At 64.0% G+C, this 21,293-nt stretch carries 13 protein-coding genes; 7 read left to right on the top strand and 6 right to left on the bottom strand.

Features of this window, described 5'->3' with window-relative positions; genetic code table 11:
* Positions 1-18 precede the first annotated feature (18 nt).
* From Q4S41_RS05380 to Q4S41_RS05360, 5 genes are all read left to right on the top strand, one after another.
* A complete protein-coding gene (locus tag Q4S41_RS05380) occupies positions 19-1,506 on the top strand; it encodes a M16 family metallopeptidase (protein ID WP_305030079.1) in 1,488 nt (495 codons plus the stop codon).
* Positions 1,507-1,755: 249 nt separating this feature from the next.
* A complete protein-coding gene (locus Q4S41_RS05375; protein ID WP_305030078.1) occupies positions 1,756-3,714 on the top strand; it encodes an ATP-binding protein in 1,959 nt (652 codons plus the stop codon).
* 30 nt (positions 3,715-3,744) lie between these two features.
* Positions 3,745-5,184, top strand: coding sequence for an amidohydrolase family protein (locus Q4S41_RS05370; RefSeq protein WP_305030077.1), 1,440 nt, complete (start codon positions 3,745-3,747; stop codon positions 5,182-5,184).
* Between the two features lie 162 nt (positions 5,185-5,346).
* A complete protein-coding gene (locus Q4S41_RS05365) occupies positions 5,347-9,906 on the top strand; it encodes a DUF4394 domain-containing protein (protein WP_305030076.1) in 4,560 nt (1,519 codons plus the stop codon).
* Between the two features lie 89 nt (positions 9,907-9,995).
* Positions 9,996-10,235 carry a PID-CTERM protein-sorting domain-containing protein gene (locus Q4S41_RS05360; RefSeq protein WP_305030075.1) on the top strand — a complete coding sequence of 80 codons (240 nt, stop codon included), beginning with the start codon at positions 9,996-9,998 and terminating at the stop codon, positions 10,233-10,235.
* A gap of 91 nt (positions 10,236-10,326) precedes the next feature.
* On the opposite strand, the gene Q4S41_RS05355 is transcribed toward Q4S41_RS05360, so the two are convergent.
* The 3 genes from Q4S41_RS05355 to Q4S41_RS05345 all read right to left on the bottom strand — a co-directional run bounded on the left by Q4S41_RS05355 (position 10,327) and on the right by Q4S41_RS05345 (position 14,848).
* The gene (locus tag Q4S41_RS05355) at positions 10,327-12,975 is read right to left on the bottom strand and encodes a DUF5686 and carboxypeptidase regulatory-like domain-containing protein (RefSeq protein WP_305030074.1); all 2,649 of its coding nucleotides are present in this window, start codon (positions 12,973-12,975) and stop codon (positions 10,327-10,329) included.
* A gap of 115 nt (positions 12,976-13,090) precedes the next feature.
* On the bottom strand, positions 13,091-14,065 hold the full coding sequence (locus tag Q4S41_RS05350; RefSeq protein ID WP_305030073.1) for a ferritin-like domain-containing protein: 975 nt from the start codon (positions 14,063-14,065) through the stop codon (positions 13,091-13,093).
* A 36-nt stretch (positions 14,066-14,101) separates the two neighbouring features.
* Complete coding sequence (locus Q4S41_RS05345; RefSeq protein ID WP_305030072.1) at positions 14,102-14,848, bottom strand: ferritin-like domain-containing protein; 747 nt, start codon at positions 14,846-14,848, stop codon at positions 14,102-14,104.
* A 169-nt stretch (positions 14,849-15,017) separates the two neighbouring features.
* On the opposite strand from Q4S41_RS05345, the gene Q4S41_RS05340 reads away from it, so the two are divergent.
* Positions 15,018-15,524 (top strand): regulatory protein RecX, encoded by a 507-nt coding sequence (locus Q4S41_RS05340; RefSeq protein ID WP_305030071.1) that lies wholly within the window; start codon positions 15,018-15,020, stop codon positions 15,522-15,524.
* 74 nt (positions 15,525-15,598) lie between these two features.
* Here Q4S41_RS05340 and Q4S41_RS05335 read toward each other — a convergent pair whose 3' ends face one another.
* Positions 15,599-16,234, bottom strand: a complete 636-nt coding sequence (locus Q4S41_RS05335; RefSeq protein WP_305030070.1) for a DUF4230 domain-containing protein — start codon at positions 16,232-16,234, stop codon at positions 15,599-15,601.
* A 70-nt stretch (positions 16,235-16,304) separates the two neighbouring features.
* On the opposite strand from Q4S41_RS05335, the gene Q4S41_RS05330 reads away from it, so the two are divergent.
* On the top strand, positions 16,305-17,465 hold the full coding sequence (locus Q4S41_RS05330) for a hypothetical protein (RefSeq protein ID WP_305030069.1): 1,161 nt from the start codon (positions 16,305-16,307) through the stop codon (positions 17,463-17,465).
* A gap of 86 nt (positions 17,466-17,551) precedes the next feature.
* Here the strand turns inward: Q4S41_RS05330 and Q4S41_RS05325 are convergent, their stop codons facing one another.
* Entirely contained in the window at positions 17,552-18,478 is a 927-nt protein-coding gene (locus tag Q4S41_RS05325; RefSeq protein ID WP_305030068.1) for a 1-aminocyclopropane-1-carboxylate deaminase/D-cysteine desulfhydrase, read from the bottom strand.
* An 83-nt stretch (positions 18,479-18,561) separates the two neighbouring features.
* Positions 18,562-21,147 carry a YfhO family protein gene (locus Q4S41_RS05320; RefSeq protein ID WP_305030067.1) on the bottom strand — a complete coding sequence of 862 codons (2,586 nt, stop codon included), beginning with the start codon at positions 21,145-21,147 and terminating at the stop codon, positions 18,562-18,564.
* Positions 21,148-21,293: the final 146 nt, after the last annotated feature.

The raw sequence follows: 21,293 nt of genomic DNA, 5'->3' as shown, positions 1-21,293 counted from the left end.
TTCCCTCCTACTTTCATCATGAAGAAGCTAGTTTTCGGGTTGCTCAGTGCCGCCCTCTTAACCGCTACCGGCGCCCACGCTCAAAAGGCCCCGGCCAAAACCAAACCTGCCGCTAAGCCCGCCACCCGTGCGGCTGGCGTCGCCAAGGCTGTGGCCGCCGCCCAAACGCCCGCCGCCCCCAAACAGGCCCCGCCCGAAGGCGGCAAACCCCGCGATTTTGCCCTGCCGGCAAAGGAAGACTTTACCCTCGATAATGGCCTGAAGGCGCGGCTGGTGCCCTTCGGCCAGGTGCCCAAGGTGAGCATGATGGTGGCCATTCAGGCCGGCAACGTGCACGAAGCGGCCGGCGAAGAATCGGTGGCCGACCTGCTGGGCAAGCTCATGCAGGAAGGCACGGCCAGCATGACGGCCACGCAGCTGGCCGAGCGGGTGGCCCGCATGGGCGGCTCCCTTTACATTTCGGTGGGCCTCGACCAAACCACACTCTGGGCGTCGTGCCTGAGCGAATACGCGCCGGAGCTGGCCACCCTCATGGCCGATGTGGTGCAGCACCCGGCCCTGCCGGCCTCGGAGCTGGCGCGCCTAAAAAGCGATTTAAAGCGGCAGACGGCGCTGTCGCGCGCGCAGCCCAGCGTGCAGGCTCGCATGAAGTTCTCGCACGCCATTTATGGCGACCATCCTTATGGGCGCGACTTGCCAACGGATGCGCAGATTGATGCGCTGACGCTGGAGCAGGTGCAGAATTTTTACAAAAACCAGTTCGGCGCCCAGCGCACCAGCGTGTACGTGGCGGGCAAGTTTGATGCACCGGCTTTGCACCAGGCCATCAGCACGGCCTGGGCGGGCTTCCCGCAGGGCCCGGCGCCGAAGATTGACATTGCCAAGCCGCTGACCAAGGGCGACTTGCTGACCCAGGACCGGCCCGGCGCGCCGCAGTCGACCATTGTGGTGGGCCTGCCGGTGGTGGACCCCAGCAGCCCCGATTACATTCGGCAGCGGGTGATGAACTCGCTGCTCGGCGGCTCGTTTGGCTCGCGCATCACGCGCAACATCCGAGAGGACAAGGGCTACACGTATTCGCCCTACAGCTCCATCGGCACGCACTACCGCACCGCCACCTGGACCGAAACCGCCGACGTGACCACCGGCGACACCGGCAACTCACTCCGTGAAATCATGAACGAAGTGGAGCGCCTGCAGAAAACTGCGCCTTCGGCCGACGAATTGCGCGGTATTCAGAACTACGAAAGCGGCCTGTTTGTGCTGCGCAACTCCACGCCCGACGGCATCATCGGCCAACTCAACAACCTCGACCTGCACGGCCTGCCCGAAAGCTTTCTCACCGAGCAGGTGAAAAACATCAACGCCGTGACGCCGCAGCAGGTGAGCGAGGCCGCCCGCAAATACGTGCGCCCCGAGGCCATGACCATTGTGGTGGTGGGCGACAAAAAGGTGGTGGACCCGCAGCTGAAGAAATTCCAGGCTGAGCGCAAAAAACCGCTGTAGGATAGAGGCCGTAGCCACTAATAAACCCCGGAAAAGCCGCTCTGAGAAATTGGAGCGGCTTTTTGAATCTGGTGAGATGGCGCGGTGTTACATCCCCGGCTGCTTATTGGTGGCTTCCTTCGCCGAAAACACTCGGCATGCGCAACGGTTTTCCTACGCCAACTAGCTGATTCTTTTATCTTCTCCTTTATCCGCACTTCCCATTCCCTACCACAGGCTGCCAGGCGGCTTTGCCTATGCAGTTTGCTGGTGGCGGGGCTGCTGCGGCCCGCGGCGGCCCAAACTCCGGCCACCGACAGCCTGCGCCGCGCCTACGCGCACACCCCGGCCGATTCGACCCGGGTGCTGGCCTTGCTCAGGCTGGCCTACAGTTTTCGGGCTTCGCAGCCCGATACGACTATTGCATTGGCGCAGCACGCCTGGCGGTTGGCGCGGGAGTTTGGGTTCGACAAGGGCCGGGGCCGGGCGCAGGGCATGATTGGCATTGTGCTACGCGAGCGCGGCGAATTGCCCAAAGCGTTTGCCAACCAACTGATTGCCCTGCAAATTGGCCGCGAAACCCACGACCTGGAGGGCGAGGCGGCCAGCCTGAACGCCCTGGGTAATATCAGCTTCGATTTGCGCCAGTACCGGTCGGCCATCCGCTACTATGAGAAGTCGCAGGCCCTTTTTCAGCGCATCAACCAGCCGGCCTGGGTGGCGGGCAGCTTCACCAACATGGGGAGCTGCTACGAGCGGCTGAACGTGCTGGACTCGGCGCTGCTGCGCCAGCGCCAGGCCCGGAAGCTCATTGCCCGAAACCCGCGGCCACGGCTGGCGCAGGCGCTGGCGTTGCGCAACATGGGCCGGCTACAAGCCCGGCTGGGGCACTACCCGGAGGCGTTCGACTACTACCGGCGTGCCCTGCGCGAAACCAACCTGACCAATGACCTGCGCAACCGCTCGATGGCGCAATACCGCATGGCCGACCTTTACCACACGCTGCACCAGCCCGATTCGAGCCTGCGCTACGCCCGGCAGGCGCTGCAAAATGCCCAGCGAGTGTCGTACCGCATCACGGTGCTGGATGCGGCCAACCTACTGGCGCGCCTGCACCAAAGCCGGCACAGCCCGGACAGCGCCTTTCGCTACCAGGCCTTGGCCGTGGTGGCACACGACAGCCTGTTTGGCCCCGATAAGTTCCAGCAGCTGCAGTTGCTGGCCTTTAATGAACAGCAGCGGCAGTTGCAGCATCGGGCCGAGCACAAGCTACAAACCGCTAACTACCAGCGCCTGGGGTTGCTGGCGGCACTGGTGTTCATCCTGCTGATTGCCCTGCTGCTGGCCCGCACCAACCGCCAGCAGCGCCGCGCCAACCAGCTCCTCAACGAGCGCAACGCCCAAATTGAAGCCCAGCGCAATGCCCTCGACGAGGCCCTGACGGAGCTGCGCACCATGCAGGCCCAGCTGGTGGCGGCCGAGAAATGGTCCTTTGTGGGCGAACTGTCGGCCGGCATTGCCCACGAGCTGCAAAACCCGCTGGCCTTCATGCGCAATTTTGCGGCCGTGAGCGAGGCTCTGCTCGAACAAGACGCCACGCGGCCCGGTGCCGACCAGCCCACCGGCCTGGAGCAAAAAATAATGGCCGGCCTGAAGCAGAACCTGCGCGAAATCAGCCAGCACGGGCAGCGGGCTTCGTCCATCATCACCAACATGCTGGCCCACGCCCGCACCGGCACCAGCCCCCTCGAACCCACCGACCTCAACACCCTGCTGGCCGACAACCTGCGCCTGGCCACCCAGGCGGCGCCCACGCCGGCCGGGGCCGTGCCGGTGCAGCTCGACACCCATTTTGCCCCCAACCTAGCGCTTGTTGCGGTTGTGCCCCAGGAGCTGGGCCGCGCCTTCCTGAACTTGTTTACCAATGCCTTGTATGCGGTTCGCCGTCGCCAAGAAATCGACCCCGGCTACCAGCCAATGCTAAGTGTGCAAACTACCCGGACGGCGGGCGGGGTCGAAATTCGGGTGCGCGACAACGGCATTGGGATGTCGGAGGAAGTGGCCGGGCAGGTGTTTCAGCCCTTTTTCACCACCAAGCCCATGGGCGAGGGCACGGGCCTGGGCTTGTCATTGAGCCACGACATCATCGTCAAAGGCCACGGCGGCACGCTGACGGTGGAAACGCGGGAAGGCGAATTCACCGAGTTTACGGTGCGGCTGCCGGCCTAACTTTGCCGCCGGCCGTTTGCCGCTTCCCGCATGCATGTTAATCGAGTTCTGCTTGGCCTGAGTTTGGCGGCCTTGCTGGCGGGCTGCGCCCGCCGCCCCACCAAGCTGCCGATTTACGACGTGGTTATCAACCACGTCACCATCATCGACGTGGCCACGGGGCAGTTGCAGCCCAACCAGGTGGTGGCCATTTCGCGGGGCAAGATTGTGGAAGTGCAGCCGGCCGACAAGGACAGCTACGCCGCCAAGCAGTACGTGAACGGCAACGGCCGCTACCTCATCCCGGGCTTGTGGGACATGCACGTGCATTTCCGGGGCGGCGACAGCCTGGCGGCGGCCAACAAGAAGAGCCTCACGCTGTATCTGGCCCACGGCATCACCACGGTGCGCGACTGCGGAGGCGACCTGACGCCCAGCGTGCTGCAGTGGCGGGCCGACATGGACGCCGGCAAATACGCCGGCCCGCGCATCTTCACCTCGGGGCCCAAGATTGACGGGCCCGGCGCCTACTGGCCCGGTTCGCTGGAGGTGGAAACGCCGGCCCAGATTGGCCGGGCGCTGGACTCGCTGCAGCGGTTGAAGGTGGACTACGTAAAGATTTACGACAGCAAAATTTCGGGCGAAACCTATCTGAACACCATTGCGCAGGCGCAGCGGCGCGGGCTGAAAACCACCGGCCACATGCCCTACTCCGTGAAGCTGAGCGACGCCGTGAAGCGCGGCCTCGACGCCACCGAGCACCTCTACTACGTGTTCAAGGCCTGCTCCGGCAAGGAAGACAGCCTGACGGCGCTGGTGCGCGCCAGCCTGAAAACGCCCAAGCCGCTGGGCCTTTTTGCGATGCTGCCGGCCGTGTATGACACCTACAGCCCGGCCGCGGCCAGCCGCATTTTCAAGCTGATGGCTAAGCGCCACACGGCGGCCGTGCCCACGCTCTACATCGGCCAAACCCTGGCCGAGTTGCCCGACCACGACCACACCCGCGACACCCTGCGCGCCTACATTGACCCCAAAATTCAGGCCACCTACGCACGCCGGCTGGCCAGTGCCCGGCAGCAGCCGCTAGCGGCCCGCGAGTTCAGCAAGAAGCTCGAAACCAAATTCATGGGGCTGGTGCCGCAAATGCAGGCCGCCGGCGTCAGCATTCTGGCCGGCTCGGATAGCGGGCCATTTAACTCCTTCATTTACCCCGGGGCCTCGCTGCAGGAGGAAGTGATTCTGCTGGTGCGGGCGGGGCTCACGCCGCTGCAGGCTCTGCAAGCCGCCACCGTGAATGGCGCAAAGTTTATGGGCGTGGCCGAGCGCACCGCCGCCATCGCCGTGGGCCGCGACGCCGACCTGGTGCTGCTCACCGCCAATCCGCTCGAAAATATCGACAACATCAAGCAGATTGACGCCGTGGTGTCGCGCGGCAAGGCCTACCCGGCAGCGGCACTGGCCAACCTGATGCGGGCCGTGAAGAACCGCTAGGGGGCTTTCTGAAGCGGAGATTATTACTCAGAATTAATTTAAGATTAAAACGATAGGGGTCCCAATCTATTTGGTGGGAGAGCTACGTAAGGAATGCACGGACTGGTCTGATTGGTCCGGGTATTTGCCTTTCATATCGTTTCACTCTTACCCCTTTCTTTCATGTCCACACCCCTACTTTCACCGCGGGCCGCGAGCCGGCGGTTTCGTCGTTTAATGGGCACTGCGGCGGGCTTCGCGCTGGCGCTGGCTGCCCCGGCCGCCGTGCAGGCCCAAACGGTTTACGGCCTTGGCTACGCTTCCACCGCCACTGTCTATCCGGTGGGTACCCAGCTTATCGGCAGCCTCAACGTGGCTACGGGCACCATCACCAGTTCTACACCGATAACCGGCGTAACGCCGGGCCAAATCCTAGTGGGTATGGACTCGCGTCCGGCCACGGGCGAGTTGTTTGTGCTGGGCTACGATGCTACGCTATCCGGCAACAATTCCCGACTTTATACGCTGAACCCCACGAGTGGCGTCGCTACGCCGGTGGGCAATGCTTTCCGCTTGGAACTGGGTGGCGCGACGGACCGCATTGGTTTCGATTTCAACCCAACCGTGGACCGCATTCGGGTGGTGAGCAGCTACAATCCCACCGGTACTAATACCAATAACTACCGCCTGAACCCCACGCCGGACGGCACCGGGGCCATTGCCATTATCAATGATGGTGTGCTGGCCTACGCGTCGGGCACCCCGGCCGACCCCAACATTGGGGCCGCCGCCTACACCAATTCGGCATTCGGAGCGTCGACCACGGTGCTCTACGACATTGACGAAACCGCTGGCCTGCTAGCCCAGCAAAACCCGCCGAACAACGGCACACTCGGCGGCGGCACGCCGCCCATAGCCCCGGTGCCCATTACGTTCAACGGGGCGGGCTTTGGCACGCCGCGCGCCATTGATGTTGATATCTACACCAACCCCAGCACTGGCGCGCAGTCGGCCTATCTGATTGAAGTAACGGCCGGGGGTAGCAGCAATTTCTACAATCTCAACCTGGCCACGGGCGCGGCTACCAGCGTGGGCGCGGCCAACGTGGTTCCAGCCATATCGGGAGTGGAAGTGCGCGACATCGCGGCGGCCATTGCGCCACGCTCGGTGCCGGCCCTGACGGGCCAGCTGGCCTACGCCGTGACGACCAACAACAACCTCATCAGCTTCGACACCCAGAACCCATCCGTCATTCGCTCGCTGGTGGCCATCACCGGCCTGCCGACCAATCAAACGCTGGTGGGCACTGACTTCCGCCCCAACACCGGCCAGCTGTTTGGCCTGGGCTACGACCCGACTTCCGGCGCCAACGACCGGCTCTACACCATCGACCGGACCACCGGCGTGGCGACGGCCGTGGGCACCACGGATATCGACCTGGCCCTGGGCACCGACCTCACGGCCATCGGCTTCGATTTCAACCCCACCGTGGACCGCATCCGGGTGGTGAGCGCCAACGACGCCAACTACCGCCTCAACCCCAACAACGGCGCCATTGCCTTCGTGGACGGCACGCTGGCCTATGCCGCCGGCGACCCCAACGCGGGCCAGAACCCCAACGTGGGCTCGGGCGCCTACACCAACTCCTTCGTGGGCTCAGCGGCCACGGGCCTCTACGTGCTCGACCATGTGCTGGGCACCGTCTCGTTCCAGAACCCGCCGAACAATGGCACCCTCACCAACTCGCGCCTGCTCACCGGCGTGAACGGCGCGGGTGTGGGCGGCGCCATTGGCGCGGTGAATGATTTGGACGTGTACTTCGACGGCACGAGCGACACGCCGTATCTGGCGGCCGTGCCCAACGGGCAGGTGAACAGTCGTTTCTACAGCCTCAATGCCCTTAGTGCTACCAATACTGCCGCGCAGGTGGCCACCGATTTGGGCCCGATTGGCGGGGCTACTTCGGTGCGCGACATCTCCATTCTGCTCGCGCCGAACTCGACACCGAATGCAACGGCGGCCCTCACCGGCCAGCTGCTATACGCGGTGGCCAGCGGCAACCTCATTTCGTTTGATTCGGGTAACCCCGGCGTTATCCGCACGGCGGTGAACATTACGGGCCTGCCGGCCGATGGCTCGCAGGTACTGGCCGGGGCCGATTTCCGGCCGCTGGACGGCTCGTTGTTCGCGCTGGGCTACAATGCCGCTACGCAACAGGGCCAGCTCTATTCGTTGAATATTACCACTGGGGCCCTCACGGCGGTGGGTGTACTTGGGCTCCAGACTTTGTCGCTGGGCACGGCAGCCTCGGCCATCGGGTTTGACTTCAACCCGACCGTGGACCGCATTCGCATCACCTCGGCCAGCAACCAGGCCAACCTGCGTATGAACCCGGCCGATGGCTCGTTCATTGTGGACACCAACCTGACGAACCCCGACAACGGCACGGCCCCCGCCATTTCGGGCGCGGCCTACACCAACAACGACAACAACGGCAACACCGGCACCACGCTTTATGGCTACGACCAGACGGCCAACGTGCTGACGCGCGCCACCGTGGCCACCGGCGCACCGGCCGGCACCAACGCCGCCAATGCCGGCACCTTCCGCAACGTGGGCACCAGCTCGGGCATCAACGTCGGGCCGGGGGTTGATTTCGACATCTACTCCGATATCAGCAACGCCGCCAGCCCCACCAACACGGGCTTCATTGTGGCCGCGCCCACGGGCACGACTGCGGACAACCTCTACACCATCGACCTGACGACGGGTGCGGCCTCGGCCGGTACGCGCATCGGCAACGGCAGCAACCTGACGGCTTTGGCCGCCTTCCTCACGCCGGGCCCCGTCATTGCGGCGGGCCTGACCTGGACCGGCGCCGTGAGCACCGACTGGGGCACAGCTGGCAACTGGAACCCCGCCCAGGTTCCCACCGCCACCGACAATGTGACCATTCCGGACGTGACCAACGACCCCGTGGTGAACGGCAACCAGCTAGCCAACGGTGTGACGCTGAACACCGGCGCTATCCTCACCCTGGCCGATGGCTCGGTGCTGAGCGTGAGCGGCAACATCGTGAACAACTCGGCTACCGTCACCTCGACGGGCGCGAACGTGACCGGCCGTATCACGCTGGCCGGCGCGGCTGCCCAGACCATCAGCGGCACGCTTACCACCTTCCCCAACCTGACGGTGGGTGCGGCGGGCGCTTCCATTGGCGGCCCGGTGTCCATCCGGCGCGGCCTGGTGCTGAACGGCACCTTCACCACCACCAGCCAGACGCTGACGCTGCTTTCGGACGCCACGGGCACCGCCTACGTGGTGAACAACGGCACTGGAACCGTATCCGGCCCGGCCACGGTGCAACGCTACATCATGCCCAACCTGAACGCGGGCCCGGGCTACCGCCACTACAGCTCGCCGGTGAACGGCAACACGGTGGCCGACTTCGCCACTTCGGGCTTCACGCCGGTGGTGAACTCAGCCTACAACAGCAGCGCCACGCCGCCGCTGGTGACGCCCTTCCCCAACATTTACACCTACGACCAGGCGCGTCTAGGCCTGGCCAACACGTCGCCCGAGTTCGACAAAGGGTTCCAGTCGCCCGCTGCCACCACTGATGCTATCGAGACAGGCCGCGGCTATACGGTGAATATCAATGCTTCGGCACTGGTTGACTTCACGGGTACGCTCAACAACAACAATTACTCGCGTACCGGCCTGACACGGGGCGCGCAGGCCACGGCCGGCTACCATTTGCTGGGCAACCCCTACCCCGGCGCTATTGACTACAACACCGTGCTGGCTGCCTCGACAGGGATGGAAAGCGCGCTGTACGTATTCAAAAGCAGCGGCCAGTACACGGGCAGCTACTCCAGCTACGTGAACGGCGCCAGCACCAACACCGGCACCAACGTGCTGCCAGTGGCGCAAGGCTTCTTTGTGCGGGTGGCAGCGGGCCAGACCGGTGCTGTGAACTTCACCAACGCCGCCCGCCTCAACGCCCCCGACAACACGCCCTTCCAGCGCACCGCTGGCACCCGCCCCGAACTGACACTCACCCTGCGCAATGCCACCACAGCCAACCAAGCGGTGGTGTACTTTGAGCAAGGCGCCACGGCCGGCTTCGATGCCGGCCTTGATGCCCACTACCTGCCGGCTACCAACGGCCTGCTGCTAGCCACCGAAGCCGGTGCCGAAGCCCTGGCCATTAACGGCCAGCCGGCCCTGACCGGTACCGAAGTAGCCGTGCCGCTGCAAGTGGCCGCGGCCACCGCCGGCACCTACACGCTGGCGGTAGACAACCTGGTCAACCTGCCCGCCAACTACCACGCCTACCTGCGCGACGCCCTGACCGGTGCCTACACCGACCTGGCCACCACGCCAACGGTGACGCTGAATTTGGCAGCCAATGGCGCGGCCGGTGGTCGCTACGCGGTGGTGTTCAGCACCCAGAACCGCGTGCTGGCCACGGCACCCGCCGCATTGGCCAAGCTCGCCTCGGTATTCCCGAACCCGGCCCACGGCTCAGCCACGCTGCTACTGCCGGTAGCCCTGCGCGGCCAGCAAGCCACCAGCGTGACGGTAGTTGACAACGTAGGCCGCGCGGTGCTCACCCGCACGCTGGCCGCGGGCGCCAACGAGACGCTGGAGCTGCCCCTCGCCGGCCTGACGCCGGGCGTGTACTCGGTGCTGGCCCGCACGGCTTCCGGCCTGGTAGCCAAGCGCCTTGTAGTTGAATAACTGGTTCAACGGCCAATCCCGGCGGCCATTGGGCCGCCGGGGTTTAACCGGTGCCACTTCTCATTTCCAACGAATTTTCTTTCCTCGTTATGAAAATCATTGTTCCAACTTTTCGCCTTTTTGTTGCCGCGGCCGGCGTATGCCTGCTGGCGGGTAGCCTGACCCCGGTGCTGGCCCAGGGCCCTAGCACCGGCGGCCCCGCCCCCGGCACGCCCGCCGCTACCACCGATGTGCCCGTCGATGGCGGCGCGTCGCTGCTGCTGGCCGCTGGTGCGGCCTACGCCCTGAAGCGCCTGCGCAAAAACAAGCCAGTTGCCGTGAGCCGCTAGCAGCAGTTGGTGAACTAAAAGAAAAACGCCCTCCGAAACGATGTTTCGGAGGGCGTTTTGCGTTGCAAGAATTCGTTGAAGCACTTACGTACTAAAAGCCCATCCCAATCCGGAAGCCGGTGCCCAGCTTTTGGCCGCTTTGCAGGGCTGTGTAAAAGTCGACGCGCAGCACTTTGATAATGTGTTCGATGCCCACGCCTACCTCCACGTAGTGGCCAGCCTGGGCAGTTTTCAGGTAGTTGAGCGAGGCCACTTCCTGCCATTTCAGCTTGCGCAGCAGGGGCACGTAGTTGAGGAAGAAGCCGTTGAAGTGGTGGTCGTAGTGGGCTTCGAGGTAGGCGTTGTTGGTGCTGAAGCGGTAGTAGTCGAGCAGTTGGAAATTGGTGAAGTTGCCGGCGAGCAGGGTTTGGTTGCCGGAGAAGTGGCGGTAGTCGATGAACGTCATGCCCTGCTGCCGGCCCACGAAGCCGCCCACATTCACGCGGAAGCTGCTGCTGCCCAGCAGGCCCAGCGAGAAGTTGTCGCGCACGCCGGCTTGCAGCAGCAGGTAGCGCACGTCGGCGCCCAGCACGTCGGGCACCGCCAGGCGGCCCTGCACGTTGAAGGTAGGCCACTTCGAGCCGAGGTTGAACTTGCCATCGGGCCGGTTGATGTAGCGGGTGCCGGGCCGATAATCCACCGACAGGCCCACCGTGAGAATGCGGCTGCGGCCGAAGCCGGTATCGGGCAGCTCGTCGCTCACCGGGCGGTTGGAGGTGAAGGCGCGGCCGGGCACGTCGTGGATAAGGCGGTCGGTGGTGTTGTAGAGCTCGTGGCGGTCGAAGTAGCCGGCGGTGGCGCGCATCGTAAGGCCATTCACCGGCTCGGTGAGGTAGGTGAACTCGGCGCCGTCGCGGCGGTAGAGCTTGGCGTAGTTGCGGTTGTCGAACAGCGTGTAAACCGTGTTGATGAGCGGCGTGACCTGCGAGTTCTTGTCGAAGTTTTCGATAGTACGGCCCGCCACCAGCCCAATCTGCTTGAGCTTGACAGGGTGCAGTTGCCAGTTGAGGCTCAGGCTGGGATTGAGCTGCTCGCTGCTGAAGCCGTAGCGCAACGTGGGCGTGATGGTGAAGAAGCGCTTGTCTTCGGTATACCGGTGGAAAATGGCCTGCGCGTTGAGCACCACACCCTCCACGGTATTGTACTGGATAATCTGGGCCACCGGCAGCACCCGCACCGACTCCTTCCGGAACGTATTCTGGTGGGTGTAGCCGCCCATCAGCAAGCCCATCGGCTCGAACTCGTTGCGCTTTTTATCGAGCGAATCCTGGTAGGGGCGCGAGTTGCGGATGACCTCCGTGCTGTCCTTCACGTGGTAATCTTTCTTCTCCTCCAGCGTGAGCGGCACGGGGCGCACGGCGTCCCAGTAGGCCGAATCCCGTTCGTTGGCACCTTTCTCGATGCGCTGCACCTCGCCGCGGCCCATGCTGGCGAAGGGGTCGTTCTTCACCGAGTCGCGCCGGGCCTGCTTCACCTGCTTGCGCACCTGCCGGTTGAGGCCGCTGAGGTCGGGCTTGCGCTTGCGGATTTGGGCGGCGGTTTCCTGGCCCACGGGCGCCTCGGGCTTGGCCTCGGCCACCACGGGCGGCGCGGCTTTGGGCTCGGGCGGCGCGGGGTAGGTGGGCACCACGCTGGCGTAGTTGGAAAGCACGGCATTGATGTAGCCCGACCCTTTGAAGCCCAGCCCCGACAAGCTGGCCCGCACTTGCTGCGACTGAATAAGCCACACGTTGGGGTTGCCGGGCGCGGGGGCATACTGCTGGGCAATGTTCAGGTTGTCGACGTAGTCAATCTGCGCGTCTTTGTCGAGGTTCAAATCGACGGAATGAATGCGCCACGAGCCTTCCACGATGTAGATGTAGCCCGAGAAAACCGGGTCCGTCCGGCGGCGCGGAATCACCCGGATTTTGTGCACCACCACGCCGCCCTGCGGGGTGCTGCCCACCAGTTCGTACTTGTAAAACAACATGGCGTTGCTGGCAATGGGCGACACAAACCCGCGCTCCGAAAACGCCGGCTTTATCAGGTTTTCGTAGAAGCCCAGGTTGCGGCCCGCACTGGCCCGGTTGAAGCTCAGCCCGCGCGAGTCGCCGCTCACCCGGCTCGATATCATACGCTCCTTCACCACGTTGGGCTGCGTGAAGCTGATGTCGGACAGGCTTTCGGAGAGGTAAAAAATGCCCTTTTTAATGTCCGGCCCCAGCTTGAACAGGCCCATGATTTTGGCGGGCGTATCGTCAATCCGGCCCAGGCTTTTGATGTAGATGCGGGCCCGGTAGGCGGCTACCTCGCGGCGGTAGTAGGCCCGCCACTGCTGCGCCTGCTGAATGATGGCGTAGGCCGGGTCGCGGTCGGAGGACTTCACCAGCACCTCGCCCAGGTTGTAGGCCTCGGCCTGCAGGGCCACGTTCACGGTCAGCAGCGAGTCGCCGCCCGGCACGCGCACCGGCTGCACCTGCGGCCGGTAGCCCACGTACTGAAACACCAGCTCGTAGGCGCCCGCCGGCAGGCGCAACTGGTACTGGCCCTGCTCGTTGGCGCCGGTGCTGGTGGCCGAGCCGCGCACGGCCACGTTGGCAAACGCCAGCCCCTGCCCACCGGTCCCGCTCACCGTGCCCTTGATGACGCCGGCGCGGCCGCAGATGGGCAGCACACTCAGCAGGAAGACAAACGCAAACAGACGCGGAAAATTTGGAAACATATAGCAGCAACCAGCAGAAAAAGAAGGTCAGGCCAAGTTACGCCCTCTTTCTGCTGATGCCAGCCGCGCCACAGAGGTTGCCAGAGGGCCAAATAAAATCGGCGCGGCGGCGGGCTTAGTTGAAGAACAACGACGGCGTGGTCACGAAATTCTTGGCAATGGCCTTCGCCGTGGGCGCGTCGAGGGGTTCGTCAAACGCTTCGGCGCCGGCCGTGCCCGATACGCCGGTGGTCAGCGTTTGCACGTTGCGCGCGGCGGGGCCTTGCAGCACGTTGCTTTCGGCCGGGAAAGTGGCGGCGGGGCTGCCGGCCAGGTAGGGGCTCACGGTAGCAGGGGTGTTCGGCACGGCGTTGTTGGGCAGGGCCAGGGCGTTGGTGGTTTCGTCGGGCGTAATCCAGCTTTTGGGCGCGGTGATGCTTTGCACGCCGCCGCGGCGGAGGGAACGAATGCGCGCCGCGTGCCGGGCTTCGACGGAATGAATGTTGAGCGCCACCTCCAGCAGGTCCTTCACAGCGTCCTGGGTGGTGCCGATATTCAGGCTGGGCACGGCGCCTTTGTAGGCGCGCACGCCCGTGTCTTCCAGCAGCTGGGCCACCGTGAAAAAGGCCGTTCTGTCCGTAAATAAGCCCGTGGTGGGCGCACCCAGGCCGGCAAACAGCGCCGCCCGGGTCTGGCCCTGCGAGCCCGTGTAATCGAAATTGTTTCGGGTGAGCGTGGAAGCGGCAGTGCCCAAGGCGGTGCGCAACGTATTGATGTGCAGCTGTTCGTCGTTGCGAATGGTGGTGAGCGACTTGTTTTCGTCCGAACTCAGCATCAGCGCCGGCGAGTTCAGGGCCGTGTCGTAGAAGTAAAATTCCAGGTATTCGAGCTGCAAAGCCAGGTTGAGGACGTCTTTAACGGCTTGGGGAAGCGTCGTCGTCTGGCCGTAGACCTTGGTGAAAAGCGTGCTCAGCACCACCGGCAAGGCGGCGGCCGAGAACTTCCGGCCAAAGCCCAGGAAGTGCCGGAACGTGGCCCGCCGCGAGTCGAACCGGGCGTACACCTCCGGGTCGGCCTGGGCGATGTCGTCGATAAGTTGAAATAAATCCATGAGGCAGTGAAATGGGCAGCGGCAGCCGGGCGGGCGCTATTTGAAATTGAGGGCGCTCAGCTTGGAGCCTTCGGCCAGGAAGGTATTGGCAATGGTGAGCACATCCTGCGGCCTCTTCGATTTTTCCAGGCCATTGTTGGTGGTGTCCACCACGTCGCTGGCCACGAAGGTGTTGGCCGTAATCAGCTCGCGAATGATGGCCGCGTGCCGGGCCTCCACCGACACGATTTTGCCGGCCAGCAGCAGGTAGTCGTTGCGGACGATGTAGCGCCCGACGCCGTTGTAGGCCGCCACCCCCAGGTCTTCAAAGGCCCGGGCGGCGTTCAGCACGCCCAGCCGGCTGGCGCTTTGGGCGGTGGTGCGCTGCGCAAAGTCGATGTTGCTGAAGTCCGGCGTCAGGTCCCGAATAGCATTGCTGCCCAACAGGTTTTTGAAAAAGGCAGCATGAATAGCTTCGTGGTCGCGCAGGTCGCGCAGCACGTCCTTCTCCGCCGCGCTGGCGCCGGCAAAGTAGGGCCCCGCCACCACCTGGGCGTAAAAAGCGGCTTCGAGCTGCTCCAGGGCATACGCAAAGTTGAGAATGCCCGTGTCGCCACTGCCCACGTCGAGCCGGCTGGAGGGGGTAATTTCGTCCTTGTCTTTGGCGCAGCCGGCCAGCCAGAGGCCGCCGGCCGCCAGGCCCGCGCCCGAATAGCGCAGAAAACGGCGCCGGGCCAGCGGGCGGCTTTGGTCGGAAGCAGGAATCTCGGCGGGGTTTTCGGGCATTATCGAAGGAAAGGGCATGGCAGGCGAACGGATGGGCAAAGGTCAACGCCCGACGGGCAGCGGCCAATATATCGCCCGACAATTGTGGCCGGCGCTGCCGTTCCGCGCCGCTTGGCGTATTTGCGGTCCCGCAGGGTAACGAAGTAGCCGGGGCATTGGTTAATACGCGCTACCCATTGCTGTAAAGATGTTCAAAAGCTCCGACAAAGCGCCCAAGCAATACACGCCCGGCGAGGCCCTGCAAAAAATTGCCGCCTTCTGCGCCTACCAGGAGCGCACCCAAAAGGAAGTGGAGCAAAAGCTGCGCTCCTACGGCCTCGACGAGGACGAAGCCGGCGAAATCATCATCCGCCTGAGCCGCGAAAAGCTGCTCGACGAGGAGCGGTTTGCCCAGGCCTTCGTGCGCGGCCACTACCGCCACAAGAAGTGGGGCCGCCGCCGCATCATGCAGGAGCTCAAGCAGAAAGGCATCAGCGAGTACTGCATCAAATCCGGCATGAAGGAAATTGACGGCGAAGAATACTACCAGAACCTGGTGGACATCGCCGAGAAGAAAGACCGGCAGGAAAAGGAGAAAAATCCGCGCGTGCGCCGCATGAAAATCGCGCAGTACCTCACCGGCAAAGGCTACGAGCAGGACCTGATAAAAATAGCGCTGGACGAACTGGGCAAGGTGCCGGAGGACGACGAGTAAGTTATTGGCTGACCAGAAAACCAGCACGGTCATGCTTCGGCTGCGCTCAGCATGACGTTCTTTTTTTCCAACAATTACTGCTTCGGGCCGGCCTTGGGCAGCGCCATTTGCTGGCCGAGTATCACGCGGCGACCGGTGAGGGTGCGCAGCATGGGCACGAGAATCTGCTCGGCGTTGCGCTGGGTTTCGGCCAGGATGCCGGACTGCAGGGCGGCGTTGCGCACCTGGGCTTCGGCGTACTTATAGCCTTCGTCAACGAGCTCCGCATCTTTAAAAAAGCCGTTTTCGGTGTTGAAGACGCGGCTTTGGTTGTGGTTAATCTGGAAGGAACACAGCTCCGGCGCGGGCAGGCTCACGCGCACCACGGAGTCGCCTTCCAGTACCACGTCCTGGGGCTTGAGCTTGCGCAAATCGATGCAGCCCACAGCCTCGCCACCCACGACGAGGGCCACCTTCGACTCGGGCAGAAACCGGTAGGTGCGGCGCCGGTACTCCACCACGTCTTTGAAGCGGTAGCGCACCAACTCCAGCCGGCCCAGGGCTTCCACCTGCGTGAGCACCGTGTTGTGCGTCACGGTGATGCGCGGCTCGGCATTGGCCAGCGGGTTGAGGCCGGCCAGCGTAGTGCCTACTTTTTTCCACAGAAACCACCCCAGCCCCACCAAAAACAGCAGTGGCAGAAGGCGGCGAATAAGTCGGATAAGATTCATATTAGGGTAAGTACGGCCCTGGCACGGTCGCGTTGGGCGAGGCGGCGGGCTAGCTTTGCGGGCAATGCGCGTGTTTTCGTTTTTTCATTGGCTGGGCCGGCGCCTGGGGCCGCACCACCGGGCGCTGCTGGCGGCGCTGTGGGTGCTGGTGCAGCTGGTGTATTTGCGCAAGTTTCACGGCCCGCACTTTGCCAACGACAGCGGCCGCTACCTGGCCTATGCCACGGGCATTGCCGAGCGGTTCTACTTCGAGCCCGGCCACAACCTGCGCTACGTGCTCTACCCGCTTTTCCAGAGCCTGTGGCTGCGGCTGGGGCTGGGCTGGTGGGGAATAGTGGCGGGCCAGATGGCCGTTTCGGCCCTGGCCACGCGGGCGGTGTACCAAGGCACGCGACGCCTAGCGGCCGGCAAGCGCGGCGCGGCAGCCCTGGCCACGTTTCTCTTCATCGCCTGGCCCGACATCCAGCCGTTCAACGTTTTTCTACTCACCGAGTCGCTGTTTATCAGCTTGGTGGCTTTGTCGTTCGGGGCGTTTACCCGGTTGCGGGCGGGCGGGCCGCGTCGTTGGCTGGTGTTTTTCATGCTGCTGCTCCTCACGGCCCTGGCCCGGCCCAACGGCTTTTTGGTGGCGCTGGCGGCCGCATTGGCGGGCCTCGATGCCCTGCGCCGCGCCCCCGACCGCCGGCCGTGGCGGGCGGCCCTGCTGGGCCTGGTGTTGCTCGCGCCGCTGCTATGGGCGGCCCTCAACCACCAGCTCGCCACCTACTATCTCATGGATACCTACCAGCGCGGCGAACTCATTTTCCGCTCCCAGCTTTGGGCCGTGCACCAGGCCGCGCCGCTCATTATGCCCCCGCCCGGCACTGGCCCCGCTATGCGGGTGCTCTACTTCGCCGTGCACAACCCGCTGTACCTAAGCCGACTGATGCTGGGCAAGCTGTTTGTTTTCGTCAGCTACCTCAAGCCGCACTATTCGCTGGCGCACCGGGTGCTGGGCGTGCTGGTGCTCTGGCCCGCCTACTGGCTGGCGGCCCGGGCAGCGCGGCGGCGCGGCCCTGTCTGGCGGCCGGCCCGCGTCTTTCTGGCGGCTATTTTCCTGCTCCAAACGGCCATCATCATGCTTACCGTTGATGACTGGGACGTGCGTTTTCTAGCGCCGGTGCTGCCGGTCGCGTTCGTGCTGGCCGCGCTGGAGCTGGAACTGCGCTTCGGAAACCGCCTGTCATCCTGAGCGCAGCGAAGGACCTTCTCACGCCTGAACAACTATTGCTCAAACGTGAAAAGGTCCTTCGCTGCGCTCAGGATGACAGGCGGCCCTCATTCCTCATCAGGTCCCGGCCCGCCAAACCGCTGCTGCCAGCCGGCCCAGGCCTGCTGCCCGCCGGTATGAATGGCCACTACCCTACTCCCCCGTGCGAAGTGCCCCTGCCGAATCAAATCCAGTACGCCAAAGAGGAGCTTGCCGGTATAAATGGGGTCCAGCAGCACCCCGTGCTGCTGCCGAAACTGCTGAATAAAGGCCAGCAAATCGGCCGAATATTTCGCGTATCCGCCAAAATGGTAGTCGGTTTTCAACGAGTAGTTGTGGAAGGTTTCACCGGTGGCCTGCTGGGTCAGCGCGTCGATTTCGGTGCGCAGGAAGCCCCCATTTTTCAGCGCCGCCACGCCAATGGCCTCTTCCGGGCCGCGCAGGCCGGTGAGCAGGCCGGCCAGGGTGCCGCCCGTGCCCACCGCCACGGCCAGTGCATCAAACGCCGTTTCTGCTCGAATTTCACTCACCAACTCGGCACAGCCGGGCAGGGCCAGGGCGTTGGTGCCCCCCTCGTGCAGCACGTAGGCCGGCCCAAACCGCGCCTGCACTTCGGCCAGAAACTCCAGCTCGGCCCGGCGGCGGTAGGTGCTGCGGTCGAGGTAGTGCAGGGCCATGCCATCGGCCGCGGCCCGGGCCAGCGTGGGATTGGGTGCGGTGCCGGCCGGGGGCGCGTCGCCCCGCACCAGGCCAATAGTACGGAAGCCCCACAGCCCGCCCGCCGTGGCCACCGCCGCCAGGTGGTTGGAGTAAGCGCCGCCGAAGGTGAGCAGCGTGCGGTGGCCCTGCTCCTGTGCTGCCAATAAGTTGTATTTCAGCTTACGGGCCTTGTTGCCGGGCAGGTCGGGGTGCGCCAAATCATCGCGCCACAGCAGCAGCCGCACACCTTGCGCGGCGGCAATCGGCTCGTTGATTTCCTGCAAAAGCTCGTTCATACGCCGCTTTCCATGAGGGTTCAAAAAGAAAGGCCGGGCACTTTGGCCCGGCCTTCCCAAGGTGTTACGACAGGAACGCGCCGTTAGGCAATCGGCGCCACGTCGGTGCGGTCGGCGGGGTCGGTGCGGCGGCGGGCCACGTACACGCCCGCGCCTACCAGGGCCAGCAGCAGCGCAATGCTGGAAGCCAGCGACACGGCATTGCCCACGGCGTAGGACTTGGGCTCAAACTTGAAGTCGATGGTGTGGGCGCCGGCGGGCACCTGCATGGCGCGCAGCACGTAGTCGGCGCGGAAGTGCGGGGCCGGCTTGCCGTCGATGTAGGCCTGCCAGCCGTCGGCATAATAAACTTCCGAGAACACCACCACGCCGGCGTGAGTGGCATTGTAGCGGTATTTCAGCTCGTCGGGGCTGTAGTTGGTGAGGGCGATGGTGGAGCCGGCGGCTTCGAAGGAAGTGGCCTTCAGGTCCGGAAATTTGCTCACGTCCACAGCGGCCTCCACGCCCGGGTTCAGGGTATTGAGAGCGGCCATCTCCTCGTCGGCCGTCTTCACGGGCCGGATGGTGCTCACAAACCAGGCGTTGCCCAGCGCGCCGGGGTTCAGAATGACCTGCTGCGGCTGCTTCTCCGAGGGCGGCGTGATAAAGTAGCGGGTGTTCAGCATGTTGAGCACCGGCGCGGCGTCGGGCTTGTTTTGGGCGAAAATCTGCTGCATCTGCGGCGAAATCTGGCGCTCAATCAGGTCCTGGTAGCGGCGCAGCTTGGCGCCGTGGTAGCCGCCGATGCTCTTGTGGAAGTACGAAGTCTGGGCTTCGTTGAAGGGGTTGCTCAGGTTGAGCACGCGGTAGCTCAGGTCGTTATCACGCAGAATCTGCTGGTCGGCGGGCGTGGGCTGGAACTCCTCGGCGATGGTTTCGCGCTGGAATTTATTCTCGCCGAGGTAGCGCTTGTCCACGCCCCACAAGTCGAGCAGCACCAGGGCCACCATCACCAGCGCGGCCGGCACCATGGTCAGCTTGCCTTTCAGGTAGAAATACAGCACGCCCAGCGCCGCCCCAATGAAGAGCAGCCCGCGCCACACGTCGTTGCGGAGCAGGTCGGCGCGGTCGGCGCGCAGGGCCGCGAGCAGCTGCGGCGTGAAGCCCTGCTTGGTCAGGTCGCCATCGATGGGGGCCGCAAAATCGAAGCTGAAGCTGGCCAGGTACGCCAGCACGCAGATGCCCGCCGTGATGGCGCCGGCATAGAGCAGTTTGGGCAGTAAAGCCGCCGATTCCGGTGCCAGCACCGGCTTGGTGCCGGGCAGCACGGGCGCATCTGGCACCACCACAGCCCGGGCCCGAAACACGCGGCTCAGGGCCAGCGCGCCCAGAATGGGGATGGCCAGCTGCGCGATGACAAGGGCCATGCTCACAGCGCGGAACTTGTTGTAGCCGGGCAGCAGGTCGAAAATCAGGTAGTTAAAGGTTTCGAAGTTTTTGCCCCAGGCCAGCAGAATGGACAAGATGGTGCCGGCCAGCAGCCAGTAGCGCGTGCGCTTCTCCACCACAAACAGGCCCAGAATGAACAGGAAGCACACCACCGCGCCCATGTACACCGGGCCGGCCGTGTAGGTCTGCTGGCCCCAGTAGGTTGGCATCGAGCCCAGGTATTCAGCCGGCAGGCCGGCGCGGCCCAGGTTCGAATCGGTGCCGAGCGGCATAGCGCTGGCGCCGCCGTAGAAGTTGGGAATCAGCAGGGTAATGGTTTCGCCCACACCGTAGCTGTACTGGAAAGCGTAGTCGCGGTCGACGCCCGAGCCTTCGTCTTCGGTTTTGGGCGCGGCGGTTTCGCCGGGCGCGGCCGGGGCCGGCGTTTTCAGCTCGCTGGGGCCGCGGTTGCTGTACTTGCTGTACTCGGCCGTGGTGTAGAGGCGGCCGAAGCTGACGCCCACCGCCAGCGCGGCGCCTAGCCCCAGCAGGGCCGTACGCTTAGCGAAATCGGGCAGGCGCCCGTTGCGCGCCGCCGAAACCAGTTCGATAACGGCAAAAATGGCCACCAGCAGCAGCAGGTAGTAGGTGATTTGCAGGTGGTTGACGTGGATGTTCAGCGTGAGGGCCACGGCAAATAGGGCCGCGCCCAGCCACTTATCGCGGCGGTACGTGACGAGAATGCCGCCCAGCACCAGCGGCGCGTAGGCCAGGGCCAGGCTCTTGGTGTTGTGGCCGGCGGCCAGAATGGCGAGGTTGTAGCTCGAAAAGCCCAGCGCCACGGCGCCCGCCACCGCCACCAGCGGCCGCACGCCCAGCGCCACCAGCAGGATGTAGCCGCAGAGCAGCGCCAGAAACAGGTTGGCCACCACGGCGGGCAGCCCCACGGTCATCACCTTTTGCAGATAGCCCGACCAGTCGCCCGGAAAGTGTAGGCTGACGAGGTAGGTAGGCATGCCCGAAAACATGGAGTTCGTCCACAGCGCCTCTTTGCCCATGGCCTTGGCGTACTGCTGAGCCTCGTGGGCACCGCCCTGGAACTGGGTGATGTCGTGCTGGGCCAACGTCTTGCCCTCGAACATGATGGGCGAGAAATAAACGCAGGCCAAGGCCGCGAAAAACATCACCGCCAGCACGTGCGGCAAGGCCCGCTGCCACCACGGCGCGGACGAAACAGAAGAAGCAGAAACAACAGCAGCCATCAGGGCAAATTAGAGGGAACACAAAAACGTGCCCGAAGGTACAGCAGAACCCCGCGAAGGTTCTACGCCTGGTAAATGGCTCAATTAAAAACGGTCCTGCTGAGCGCAGCCGAAGCATCTCTACCGCGCAACTAATTGATTTTAGT

Source organism: Hymenobacter convexus (genome assembly GCF_030580955.1).
GTDB lineage: Bacteria > Bacteroidota > Bacteroidia > Cytophagales > Hymenobacteraceae > Hymenobacter.
Note: the sequence above shows the minus strand (reverse complement) of the source record. Positions and strands in the feature narration are given on the sequence as shown.